Below are 12,684 nucleotides of genomic sequence, written 5' to 3' on the forward strand. Positions count from 1 at the left end.
GTAGATGGTGCGAACAAGCGAACGGCCCTGGCGGTGCACGGCTTTTTTGCGCTTGAACTGTGCTTTAATGGGTTTGCGCTTGGCGTAAGGACCGATAAAGGTGGATACCGTAGCGGCGGTAGGGCGTATGGCAGCAGTTACTTTACCAACTGTTTCGCCCAAAGCCATGAACAGCAGAGCCCCAAAAAGTAAAAAGTATTTGTGTGGCATAGGGAAGTAGAAAAGGTGAAATGGTTGGGCTAGGTATATTGGGTGTACTAAACATAGGAAACTTATATGGATTATAGAAAATATTTGCTTTTTTATAATTCATTAATTCAATTACTACTTTCCTATTGCTGAATTTTAATGATTGGCCGCGTAACATTGTATCCACAAAAAAGCCCCCCGGAATCTATCTGGGGGGCTTTTTTGTGGCAATAGAGAAAAGGCGTATAGACCTTTATTGGGAAGCAATTACCTACGAGTCTTGGTTGGCCTTAGGCTTAGGAGCGGTATTTTACTTTTTCTCCTTTTGCTCATCAATCGGCTCGGCCGACGTGTTGTCGTCATCGGCGGCTTCAACGACCTTATTAACCACTACTACAGCTACGGCCGCAATGGCGGCAATCCCCAGAATCAGCTGGGTAGTCGTTAGGCGCTGAGCTGTCTTTTTCAGCAGCGCCCCACCGTGCTTAAGCAGGTCGTCGATACGGTCGTGGTCGCCCTGAAAGATAACGTGGTAGGCACTCTCAAGCGTACGGGTGATGTCTTCGGGCAGAATTTTTTCTAGCTGAGCTTCTAGTTGGGTTTGGTTGTCCATAGCGGAGGTTAGTCGAAACGAGTGAAAAGTCGATACAGGATGGTGAGGTAGCCACCGGGAAGCATGTACGCAAAAAGCCGCCAGCAGTTATTAGTTCTTCTTTATTCGGCGGTCAGCGCTCAGCGAGTAATGCGGTGGCTGTTGATAAGAGCAGCCGGCCAACGAATCATAAATCAGTAAAGAAGCTCTCTATTTCAACACCACCAACAGGCGTGAGCTAGCGCGGCTTCCTTCCACCACATGACAGTAGTAGGAGCCCGCAGCAAGCCCCTGAACATCCAAGGATAGCTTTTGCGGGCCTTTGGGCAGCGTTCGGTCTGCCAGCCGCACCACCTCCCGACCTATCGTATCGAATAGTAATACCTGCACATGGCTGCCACTGGCATCGAAGGCTATGGTCGAATAGTCGCGCGCGGGGTTTGGGTACACGCTGAAGTTGGCCACACTCACCTCGGCCGCTGGAAGCACGCTGGTCACTACGCTTGAGCGCAAAACTGGTACGTAGGGCAGTTGCCCGGTAGTAGAAGGTAGTAGCGCGTTGAGCGTACTTTGCGGCACCAAAAACCAATCTTTCAGGATGCTGGCGTAGATGCTACGAAAGTCGAACTGCATGGGCACGTTGTCGTTTACGCCCGCACTGGTGGGCAGCAGCGGATTGGTGCCATGAATCAGGGGGTTGACGCCGGTGCCGAACACAATAAGAGGAGCGGCCGCGCCGTGGTCAGTGCCTTTGCTTGCGTTGGATTTGATGCGCCGCCCAAATTCGGAGAATGTCATCCCCACCACCCGGTCCTGCACCCGCAGACGCTGCAAATCATCCTGAAATGCTTCCAGCGCCTGTGAAATCCTGCCCAGCAGCGTCGCATGGGTGCCCGTGGAGGTACTGCCCGTAGCGGCTACCTGGTTGGCATGGGTATCGAAGCCCCCCATATTACAGACATATATCCGGGTTTGTAGGCCCCCAGCTATCAGCTGCGCTACAATCTTAAGCTGGTCAGCTAAGGTATTCTGGCCAGCCGCAGGATAGAGCGGCGACAAGTTTTTGGCCTTACCAGCAGCCAGCTTTATACTGTCATTATATACCTGGGTTTGTTGCACGACTCGCCGGATAAAGGTGAGCTCGTGGCCGGCCGGCGTGTTGGGGGCGGTATCTACGCCGCCGGAAAGCAGCTGGTAGAAGGAGGACGTGCTGGCAATGGCCATCCCCATATTCACGGTGGGGCCCTGCACGCAATTGCTCACCACGGAGCCAATACTGATAGCCAGCGGATCAGGAGTATCAGCGCTGGGAAACCCGGTCGGAAAGCCTGGGTACTCCCCATCGAGGTAGCGGCCCGCCCAACCGGAGGTAATGGTTACGTTAGAGTCGGAGCCGGAGGTCCAGATGTCGGTAGCGCGGAAGTGGCTGAAATTAGGGTTCGGGTAGCCTACGCTCTGCACTACCCCAATCTGACCATTCGCATACATATTCTGGAGGCCTGCCATAGCCGGATGAATACCGGTAGCGGCGGTTAGGCGCAGCACTTCACTTTCGGCAATGGCAACATCGGGCCGGGCCTTCATCAGCGACGAATACTGATCAAGCGGGATAATCATGTTCAGGCCATCATTGCCGCCGTTGAGCTGAATAAGCACGAGTACCCTGTCTGTTTGCGTAACCCCGCCCGTGAGTTGGTATAGCTCAGGCGAATAGCCATAGGCTCCGATAGGAAAGCCCCCCATAAGCGCTGGCAGTACAGCTGCGGTCGCGGTTGTATGAAGGAAGTCTCTGCGTTTCATAATCAAATGACTGGAGTAGATGAGGAGGCGCGAATGGCAGAAAGCAGAAGCTCGTTGGCAGGCCAGCGCGTCATTTCTGCCCTCCCCTGAGTATTTGCTTGTTAGCTCAGATGGTATTCCGCCAAGCCCATCATCGCCCGGAGCATAGCTTGCAGCTTAGTCATCACGGCCGCTTTTTTGGCCGCAGTAGTCGGCGTGGCCAGGTAAGCATTCCACTCTACTGTCCACTCGAAATCGGGCAGGCCAGGCAAAAGAGTGTCTTTCAAGAAGTCTAATTGATTGCTGGTAAGCGCGATAGGCAGAAGAAGCTTCGCGTATTCGGCTACTAGCTGAGTAGGATCGGCCGCCACGGCCGGAGGCAGCGTGAGCGTGAGGGCAATAGGGTCAATGAAAATCTTAAAGCTGTTGCGAGTGAAGCCCGGACCAATGAGCACATCGGTAAACTGATTCCGCCGGGGCAGTGTCACGGCATTAATCCACATTTCGTAGAACTGCGGCGTTTGGTAGTAGGCTGGCCATCCCGCCACGTTGGGTGGGTCGCCGAGCAATTGCTGCTGCACGTTGGTCTGGGTATTGAGGTAGTCCCACATACCGTACTGGGCCACGACACTCGAAGCGGGAGGAAAGGCTACCTGCATCTGCCGGCATGCTGTCACGGAGAAGTCCAGGGGGCTTTTAATGACGCAGCCCAGGTTGGCAGCGTCAAAAAAATGCTCGCTGGTAAGTAAAGCCCGCAGTACCGGAGCCACCTCGTAGTTACTCTGAATGAGCAGTGTCGCCATTGGCTGAATCACTAGCTCCTCCGTCGACTCATCAATAACGTAGTACACAAACCAGCGGTACAGGGCCCGGCAAAGGTTGCGCGCCGTCTCGGCCTGACTGAAAATCATGTCAATCAGGGTCTTGTACTCCTGGTCGCCGCCGTTGCTGATAATACGGTTTCCAAAGGCCGCCGAAAACTGCTTGGTGCCCGTATCGTGGCGGCTGGCCGTGTAATAACCCGTCAGGGTGGTTGTGTTATCGCGCCAGCCAGTAAGCACCCGAGCGGCCGCCTTCACGTCATCTTCCGTATAGTTGGTGTAGTTTCCGGGGGCAATGAGGGGGCCTTTTCCGACGGTGAAAAGCTCCAGCAGCTCACGCCCGTAATTCTCATTGGGGGCCGCCGCCGTACTCTGATTGCCATTGAGGTAGCGGAGCATGGCGGGCGTGATTGTCACGTCCTTAATTAACTGCTTGCTATTGCCGAGCGCCTGCTGCCGAAGCAGTGCAGTATAGGCATAGCCGTAGCGCGCATCGTTAATATCGCCTAACTCAACTACGAAGCGATTGTGCCAGAATAAGGTCATCTTTTCCGTCAGGGAAATCCCCTGACCTACGAGTTGACCCATCCACCACGACCGCAGCGACGAGCGGCGCGCGCCTTCCACCGCCTGATCAAAGGGTTTCGTCACCCATGTCTCGCCAACGGCCACGCTGGTATCGGCGGCGGCCACATTCAGGGGCGGGGAGGAGGGGGCAGTGGGCGTGAGAAGGTCGTTCACTACCTGTGTCAGACCCCGGCTCGCCGCCGTTATAATCTCGGTGCGGGTCGGTCCAAATAAGGTTCGACGCAGCAAATGAGCCGCCTGCGCTTCCGTCCAGGAACCGCTATAAGGAGCCAGGCCAGTCGTAGTGGTGATAGTAGGCGCTGGCAGCTTTTTGTTCGCGTATGGGCTAATGCTTTCCTCGCCACCATCACCGGTCAGGCTGGCAGATGCGCCGGCTTGGTGCACGGCCGGTGCTACTAACGGGGCTGAAATGGCCAAGGCACGGCTATTTTTCAGAAGAAAGGCTCTTCGATTCATTAGTAGCGCGAATAGGTAGGGAAAGAAGAACCTAAGACCATTAAAAATAGAGTATTTATAGCACTAATACTAATAGCTTAATTTTGCACTAAGAGTAGAGACGGGTACAGTGCTTATGACTTATAAAGTTGATGCACATACTGATAACGCAGAGGTACTACAGTAACAGACTGCACAAAAAAGCCCCCCAGGCCTAAGGTCTGGGGGGCTTTTTTGTGCATTAGGCGCTACTTATTCGTAAACCTTTACTACGAACACAAAATCCTGCAGCTTACGCAGCTGCTGCGGCCGCGTGTTGCCGGTGAGCTGATTGAAACGAGGTAAGTTGTACGGTTGAGCAGGCTTCGCCGTGGCCAGCGAATCAACCAGACGCATCAGGTACGACGACTTGGTGGCGAAAGCGGCACTTTGCACATCCGTCTGCCGACCGCTGATTATCCCGATTAGGTTGCCGCGGTCGTCGAGCAGCGGGCCGCCGCTGTTGCCCGGATTCACGGGAATAGAAATCTGATAAAATCCAGTGTCACCTTCAAAACCCGACCGAGCACTCAGCGAGCCATCGTTAAACACCAGATCTTCCCGTGGATAACCCAGGGTGTATACTCTCTCACCCAGCTCGGCCAGGCCACGCTTGAACGAATAAGGCAAGCGCCCAAAACCATTAAACTTTGGATCAGTAATGCGCAGGATAGCTAGGTCGTGGGCTACATCGGAGAAGACGGGCTCGGCGCGGTAGCGCTGCCGGTCGCGGCTCTCAATGAGGACTGAATCTGCCCCCTGAATGACGTGGTAGCTGGTTACCAGGTAGCCGTCGGTAGTCAGGGCAAAGCCCGTTCCGCTAAACTTACCCGGATTTACTTCCTCATTAGGGCGTGGCTCATCCATCTGAGTGAGGGCCTTATTCATCGCACGCTGGTTGCGCTTGATGCGCTCTACCTCGCGTCGCAACACCGTGTAGCCGTATAGCGAAGGCTTTTGCTGGGCCGTACGCCACATCTCCAGGCCAAGCAAGGTGGCGAATACCGCCAGTATGGCCACCGAAGCCGCTACCGCGATAGTGGCCCGATGGCTGCTCCAGAACTCCCGCAAGTGCTGCTCCGTGCGCGAAATGCGCATGACCGGCATGGAAGGGTGGCCAGTTTCGAGAACGGCTTCCGTGGCGGCCTGCTCGGCGTCGAGGGCGGCCTGCATGGCCCGCAGCTTGCGCCGGGTAGTCAGACGCCGACCATAGCCATGCAGGGTGTCAGTCAGCTCATTGAAGTCGACCAGCTGCTGGGCTAAGTCCGGCTCGGTAGCTAGGCGGTGCTCCAGGGCAGCCTGCTCTTCCGGGGGCAGCTGGCCGCTCTGGTAAGCGTCGAATAAGGCGTAGTAATCAGCTTCAGTTTTCATAAGACTAATCGGAAGCGCGCTTCCTCTGTACTGGGAACCGAGTGGGTCGCTAAAAAGATTCTTCTTCCTTATAATGAGTGAAAAACAGCTTTTTAAGACGCACTAAGCACTTGTATTTTTGATTTTTGGCGTTGTCGGCGTTGGTATAGCCAAACTCAGCCGTGAGTTGCTGCATGGATTTCTCCTGCAGATAAAACCCTTCAAGCAGCGACCGGCAAGGCTCTCCCAGGTGGTTGAGGGCTTCGGCCATAGTAGCGAAGCGCTGATCGCGGTCCTCCGCCTGGTCTACATCCGCCTCCGCACCGGTTTCGAGGTAAGGCTCATGGTCTTCGAGACGACCGCCAAAACGGTTTTTCTCAGCTAACCGCTTGAGCCACAACCGACGGCACACCGCGTAGAGGTAGGTTTTGATCTGGCAGCTGAGCTCCAAAGAGCCTTCGCGCACCTTTTCATAAAACACCATTACGCCCTCCTGATACACGTCCTTGGCTTCGTCCTCGGTGCCGCTGTTTTGCAGCACCAGGTGCGAAATCATGGGCAGATGCAGGCGGTACAGTTGTGCCAATGCCCGATCGTCGCCGCCTTGGATGGCGGCCACGAACTCTTCATCAGTGTAGGAAGGTTGACCCTTACCCATTCGCTTTGGTCTTTAATACAAAGAAGGTGAGTTAGTAACCCTCCCCAAATTTATTTTCTACTACCAGGTTACCTTTTGCCTCTACAGGTATAAAGGGCGTTTTTTAGACAACTTTCCAAACCTAACACCAAAATGAAGAACCTTCTGAAAGTATCTGCCCTGGCTTTTGTATTCGCTGCTGCCCTGACTTCCTGCGAGTCGAAGCCCGCTACTACTGAAACTACCACCACCGAGATGAGCACCGAGACCACAACTCCTGCTATGGGCGACTCAACTATGATGTCGGCTGATTCGACCATGATGACGGCTCCCGTCGATGGTGCTTCTACCACGACTACGACGACTACACAACAATAAAAGTAAGCAGCTATTGGCTTAGGCCAGTGAGTTGCTAAACGGCCCGGCTTCCCTAAAAAGGAAGCCGGGCCGTTTTTTTAAGGTATTTGGTTAAGAGTTAATTCAGTGGGCGCGGTTCAGTGTGCTGTATACCAGCGCTTTGACTGCGGAGCTATAGTTTTTCTTCCAGCCACAAAAAGCCAGCGCCCAGCAAAAACAGCCCAAAAAACCAGGCCGCCGGCCACGATTGGCGAGTGAGCTCAGGGGAGGCCGCACGAGGGGATGAGGAAGTTGCCAGCCACGCCTGCGCGGCCTGCCGGCGCAGCTCATTCTCGGGCCCGAGCCAATTTTGCCCCCCAAACACATAAAACCAGTGGGATGCTTTGTCGGGCAAAGCCACACGATACCAGCCCGCCGAGTCGGGCCAGAATTGACCGGTGCTCCACTCGGGCAGGCGCGTATCCTGGCGCATAGACAGCGTTACGGGCCGTCCTGCGGCACCCCGCACCGTGGGCGCGGCAGCAGGAAAGGCGGCCGCTGTGAGTTGCACCTCTACGGGTACATTGGAGCGGGGCCAGGCAGTAATGACGCGCCAGGTAGCGGTAGCTGGCTCGGGCCGGGCCACCGCCGTAAGCAGCCGGCTCCAGTAGGCATTATACGTGAGCGAATCGTTTTGCAGAGCCCAGCGAAAGGTTTCGGGCAGCACCGACACCACCATTGTGCCGGCTCCCACGCGCTGGGCCGCTACCACTGCTTGCCCTTGCCCCGTCGTAATAAGAGGGCGCAGACGGGCCGAAGCCCGCACGGTAGCCGGCACGGTAGTCGTAGCACGGCCCGGCCCGCCTTGCCACCGAACAGGCTGGGGCCGCGCCGAGGCTGCCGTAGCCACCGGCACGATGCTGAAAGCGGCCCGACCCGGTGTAAGGCGGGGCAGCGGCCCGGCGTCGGCCAGCAGGATAAGGCCCGGCCCACCGGCGCGCAAGGCAGCCGTCAGCTGCTGCGCTTCGCCGCCCGCCAGCGTGCTCGCATCGGCTACTACGGCGTCGTAGCGAGTCAGCAGGGCGGGCGTGAGGCGGGAAATATCGTGGGCGGGCTGGTTGAGAAACTCGGTTTGGGTCAGGCCCCGGCTGATGCCCACGCGCAAAGCCACCGCGTGCTGGCGGGTACCGAGCTGGTTTTTGAGAAACTTAAACTCAAAGGAAGGGGTGCCGGCCAGCAGCAGCACCCGCAGGGCGCGGGTCGGCACCACCTCCACTGGCACGGGCTCAGTAGCCAGAATTTGCCCCCCGCGCCGCGCTATCAGCTCGTACACCGCCAGGCCGGCCGCTTTGGGCACGTACGTCAGCTGAAAAGCCCCCCGGCCGGCCGGCAGGCGCACGGAGTCGCGCGGCGCGCCCCCGGCCCGGAGGTGTACCCACACCGGCGCGGATTTGGCAGCATCGGGGAGCAAATTGTCGAAGAAGCCCGCTATCAGCAACGGTTGGCCCAGCTCCGGGCGAGGCGTCCAGTTGGCCGTGCGAAAACCCACCCGAGCCGACGGCGCGTGCCAGACAAGCCGAACCGGGCCTAGCATCGGTAGATCGGCAGCTGGCAAACCCCGACCCAAAACGTGCAGGCGGCGCAGGCTGGGCTGCTGCTCTCGCAGCTGCAAAAGATTGCTAACCATTACGGTATCGGCACCGGTGGTAGAACTAGTGCGCCACAGGCGGGTAGCCGGCCCCAGGCGGCGCAGCAGGGTGCTCAGGGTATCGGGCTGAAAACCATCGGTCAGCAGAATAGCCTCGGCGCGGGGCCCTGGTACGGTGCGCGCGGGCGGATAAGCAGTAAGCCAGAGTCCGGCTCCGGCTACTGCTCCGGCCAGCAGGCGCAGCACGAGCCGCTGCCGATTGGGCCGCCGTAGGGCCACCCAACTCAAGCCAAGAACCAGCAGCCCACACAAAGTAAGCAGGGCGTAAAACAGAAACGTGGGGGGCATTTTAGACAAAGCTTACCGGCTTAATTCTTGAAAATACCGCTGCGCCAACGGATTAGCGCCGGGCGGGCGCACGGGCGCGGCGGGCGGCGCGGGCAGCAACCCAGTAAGAGCCCGCTCCACGGAGGGCATAAGCTCGGGGCGTAGCGGCCGGCCGGCGCGCACGTCGGCTACCAGTCCGCGCAGGTCGCGCAGAGCCGCGAGATAGGCGCCGGGCCGCTGCAAAGCTGCCTGGGAGATGGCCTGTCCGGCCCGCTCCAGTACCAGTGCATCGTTGGGCTTCACGGCCTGACCCCGCCGGGCGGCACCCAGCCAGCGCAGCGCGTCGCGCACGGCGGGCTGCGCTGGCTGGGGGGCAATTTTCTGCTCCCGGCGCGGCGCGGCGGCGTTGCCCATCTCGCCGGTGAGGCGGAGGGTGGCTTCGGGCAGCACGGGCGGCGTAAAGCCTGATTTTTTGACGTAGGCGCGGGTTTGCTGCTGCACCTGCTTGAGCAGGCGCAGGGCGCGGTACTCGTAGGGCAGCGCCTCCTTCAGCCGACTGGTGCGCAGGCGCAGCTCGGCTTCCCACATTTGGGCTAATACGCCGCGCAGCTTGGCTTTCACGGCGGGCTCCAGAAAGTCGGCCGTTTCACTGTCGTCGTGCAGGTGCATGTAGGGCTCCATGAGCGCGGCCGTGGCGGCCTGGCCGGGGACGTCGGTGGCGGCAGGAAACTTGTCGCCGCTGTGGTCGTGGCCATCGTCGGCTGAGTGTACTTCCTCTTCTTTGCTTTCCTCCTGCTCGGCGGTAGCGGGGTTGTCTTCCACTTTTTTCTCGACGGGTGGACGGGTGGCGGTTTCGCCGATGCCCTGCTCAAACTCTTCGCCCAAAAATTTCCCGTAGCGCATACGCAGGATTTTCTGGTCGAAGCCCAGGTTGTTGCCACGCTCCGCAACCGTAGTGGCCGTCAGGCGAGACTGCTCCGCGATAAGCTTTTCGGTGTCAATAATAATCTGGCGCTGACTGCGGAAGTAGGCCGGCACCACGTTCACGCCCAATGACAAATCGGAAGTGCCATCTACCAAGGCCGTGTCTTCCCACTGCACCAGATAAGTATCGGAGCGGGTGCTGCCGCGGGCGTTATCCCAGGCCTGCACGTAGAAATACACCTCGTCGCCGTAGGTGAGGCCGAGCTTGGGTAAGCTGAGCAGATGCGTAGCCGTGGCCTGCGTGGGCTGGCCCCGCAGTGGCCCGCTGAGGTCGGTGACGACCTCCGTAAATTTCACGGCCTCGCCCTGCCCTTGCGCCACCGTAGCTACCAGGCGGGCGCGGCTCAGGCCGTAGTCATCACGCAGGGCGATGCGCACCGCTAGTTGCGGCTTATCGCCAAACTCGATGAGGGTATACGGCTTCGGATTCTGAATCTGAAGTACGGGTGCCTGGTCAGGCTGCACCTCAATGGCGTAGTCATCGGACGGTTTGCCCGCGAACCGCACCCGGTACAGCACGGAAGCCGTCAGCGTCTGCTCCGCCACGAAGGTATTTGCCTGCCCCGCCACGGCCCGAAAAACGACTCGCCGCTGGCCCAATTCCAACTGGGGCGGGGCATCGGTGGCCCGATTCACCCGCACCGTCCAGCGCACCTTCGACCCGCTGGGGCAACGAAAGGAAGCCATAGCGGCGGTAGTGGCCGGCTGCCGCGTATAGGCGGGCGGCGTCACGTTAATACGGGTGTCGATAACGCGCGGCGCGGCCTGGGCTGCCGGGTTGATTTTTTCTTCGGGAAAGTTCAGGGCTACGGCCGGGGCTGTGGTAGCAACGGTGGTTTGTGCCGTTGGCCTCAGCCACCAGGCCGCCCCGGCCAGGAGCAGCAGCAAGCCCGCCCACCCTAGTGCCGGCCGGTGATTGACCGGCAGCAATGTTTTCTTCGTGTCTCGCAGCTCTTGCAGACGTCTGCTTACCCGTTGCTGCTGAATGCTTTCCAGCAGATTAAAGGCAGATGGTTCGCGCAGCAACAGGCCCGTGCTGTCTTCCAGTTCTGGGAATTGCCGGTCGAGGCGTTGAGTAACCGGCACCAGACTGGACTGCCAGTAGCGGCGCAATCGCAGGATGACAAAAGCCACCAGAAGCACCCCCGCCCCGCCTGCTGCCCAACCAGGTAAAGGCCAGGAACGAGCTACTATCGCTAGCAAAATGCCCCCCGCCACTACGGGCAGCAGCAGGGCCCCCGTGCGGCGCAAAGCGTAGCCGCGCCACTCCGCCCGGAGGGCGGGCGAGGCCGCCACAAAAGGTGCTTCGGCAGCTTGGGTGGTAGGTGTCATGCAGTGGAAACTGAAGAAGAAATTGGGCGACGCTGCGCCAGCAGGCGCTCTACGGCAAATAGCAAACCCGCCAGCAGCACCGCCCAGGGCCGTAGGTTGGTGAAAGTATCAGCCGCCGGTTTAGCCGCCGGCTGGGGGGCATTTTGCGCTGCTGCCAGGCGAGGCTGAATTGCCGCCTGAATCTGAGCCGGGGCAGCTATTCGATAGTCATTACGAGCCAAGGATAGGGATGGGGTGGCGGGCTGTACTAAGTCCAGGAGCAAAGCAGGCAGCTCCGGGCTGTCCGGCAGGCCACTCCAGGCGGGGTTCAGACGCGTGTGCAGCTTGTAAACCTGTCCCCGCCCCTCGGCCCGCCGCGACAACACGGCCTGCCCCGTGCCATCGGCCCAGACAGTGGCGCTGGGGGGCAAAGTTGTAGCCTTGGCCCGCCGCAAAAGAGGAATAAGTGCTTCCGCGCCAGGCGGGCCAAATGATGCCGTAGTAGCTACGCCCGGTGCTGGTGCCTGTTGCCACCAGATTAGTCCCTGCCTCACCCGCGCTTTCCACGCGGCCGGCATCGGCGCATCGCTCAGCCAGAATACCCACGCCAGCGAATCGGTGGACGTAGGGGCAACGGCCGAAACCGTAATGACCGGGGGCACCAGCAGGCCGCTGCCCGCCGCCCGCAGCGCCGCCCCCAAATAGCGCGCATCTTCGGCTTGATCAGGTGCATAATACACCCACAAGCGCGGTGCGGCCCGTTGCACGGGCGTACCCGCCGAGTCAGCCGCCAGCCGCACCACGACCTGACCCGTCGGGCTGGTTTCATAGCGCAATCCAGATAAGTCTGGTACCGTCAGGGCACCATCGGCAGCAGGACGAGCCACCGACGTGGCCCGAAACGTTGTTTTCTCCTCGTCACTGCGCCCAATTAGTAGTCGCAGCTTATCCGAGCCGCTGAAAGCTGCTGCCTGCACCCAGGCACCCGAATCAGCAGTAGGGATGAGCTGCCAGGTGAGGTTGGGGGGTAAATTTGGGCGAGTGCCCTGCAAATCAGCTAGTCGGGCGGATGTGAGCAAATGCACGGGCCGCTCCGCAAAGCGACGGGCCGCTTGCTCGGCCCGCGCCCACAAAAAGGCCGTTTCAGTAGTACCCAGGCTATCAGTACTAGCGGGGGGAGCGAGTAATGCCGTCCACTCTTCCGCTGAAATTAACAGAAAACCCCGTTCTAAACGGCTCACTTCGTAGCCCTTGCGCCGTAGCGAATCAACCAGCGGGCGCACCGAGGGAATGTTCATTGAGGTCAGCAGCTCCGGGCTTACCAGCACCTGCCCACGGGCGGGCGGCGCGGGGCGCTGCCAGGCTGGCCCGGCCAAAGCCACGGCCAGTATTGCCACCACGGCCGCCCGCAGCAGCAGCAGCAATAGCTGCTCCAGCTTCAGGCTACGCAGCCGTCGGTTGGCCGAGGCCGCCAGCCACCGCACGCTGCCCACCCGCACCGTACGGCCCGGCCGCCGGTTCCAGAGGTGGATGGCCAGGGGCACCAATAGCCCCAGCAAAGCCAGCAACGCGGATGGAGTGAGAAGAGTGAGCAAGAGAGGAATAAATTAAGAGTTTATTGAAAATAGGCAGTCATGCAGGGGCGGAG

10 protein-coding genes are annotated in these 12,684 nt (G+C 59.2%); 1 reads left to right on the top strand and 9 read right to left on the bottom strand.

Features of this window, described 5'->3' with window-relative positions; all coding sequences use genetic code 11:
• From B9A24_RS09595 to B9A24_RS09620, 6 genes are all read right to left on the bottom strand, one after another.
• Window positions 1-210 (bottom strand): hypothetical protein (locus B9A24_RS09595; RefSeq protein ID WP_143434877.1); only part of this gene is annotated, 210 nt, incomplete at its 3' end.
• Between the two features lie 289 nt (window positions 211-499).
• On the bottom strand, window positions 500-802 hold the full coding sequence (locus B9A24_RS09600) for a hypothetical protein (protein WP_084445024.1): 303 nt from the start codon (window positions 800-802) through the stop codon (window positions 500-502).
• 189 nt (window positions 803-991) lie between these two features.
• Window positions 992-2,524 carry a DUF1501 domain-containing protein gene (locus tag B9A24_RS09605; protein WP_159452011.1) on the bottom strand — a complete coding sequence of 511 codons (1,533 nt, stop codon included), beginning with the start codon at window positions 2,522-2,524 and terminating at the stop codon, window positions 992-994.
• Between the two features lie 158 nt (window positions 2,525-2,682).
• Window positions 2,683-4,386, bottom strand: coding sequence for a DUF1800 domain-containing protein (locus B9A24_RS09610; RefSeq protein ID WP_159452012.1), 1,704 nt, complete (start codon window positions 4,384-4,386; stop codon window positions 2,683-2,685).
• A gap of 270 nt (window positions 4,387-4,656) precedes the next feature.
• A complete protein-coding gene (locus B9A24_RS09615; protein ID WP_084445031.1) occupies window positions 4,657-5,814 on the bottom strand; it encodes a S1 family peptidase in 1,158 nt (385 codons plus the stop codon).
• A gap of 49 nt (window positions 5,815-5,863) precedes the next feature.
• The gene (locus B9A24_RS09620) at window positions 5,864-6,451 is read right to left on the bottom strand and encodes an RNA polymerase sigma factor (protein ID WP_084445033.1); all 588 of its coding nucleotides are present in this window, start codon (window positions 6,449-6,451) and stop codon (window positions 5,864-5,866) included.
• A gap of 132 nt (window positions 6,452-6,583) precedes the next feature.
• On the opposite strand from B9A24_RS09620, the gene B9A24_RS09625 reads away from it, so the two are divergent.
• Window positions 6,584-6,808, top strand: coding sequence for a hypothetical protein (locus B9A24_RS09625; protein ID WP_084445035.1), 225 nt, complete (start codon window positions 6,584-6,586; stop codon window positions 6,806-6,808).
• A 151-nt stretch (window positions 6,809-6,959) separates the two neighbouring features.
• Here the strand turns inward: B9A24_RS09625 and B9A24_RS09630 are convergent, their stop codons facing one another.
• From B9A24_RS09630 to B9A24_RS09640, 3 genes are read right to left on the bottom strand one after another with little or no spacing between them, the layout of a single operon-like run.
• A complete protein-coding gene (locus B9A24_RS09630) occupies window positions 6,960-8,762 on the bottom strand; it encodes a hypothetical protein (protein ID WP_084445037.1) in 1,803 nt (600 codons plus the stop codon).
• A 12-nt stretch (window positions 8,763-8,774) separates the two neighbouring features.
• Window positions 8,775-11,057: a DUF4175 family protein gene (locus B9A24_RS09635; protein WP_084445039.1), complete on the bottom strand. Its 2,283-nt coding sequence runs from the start codon at window positions 11,055-11,057 to the stop codon at window positions 8,775-8,777.
• Complete coding sequence (locus B9A24_RS09640) at window positions 11,054-12,631, bottom strand: BatA domain-containing protein (RefSeq protein ID WP_159452013.1); 1,578 nt, start codon at window positions 12,629-12,631, stop codon at window positions 11,054-11,056. The genes B9A24_RS09635 and B9A24_RS09640 overlap by 4 nt, the downstream gene beginning before the upstream one ends.
• Window positions 12,632-12,684 lie beyond the last annotated feature (53 nt).

This window comes from Hymenobacter roseosalivarius DSM 11622 (assembly GCF_900176135.1).
GTDB lineage: Bacteria > Bacteroidota > Bacteroidia > Cytophagales > Hymenobacteraceae > Hymenobacter > Hymenobacter roseosalivarius.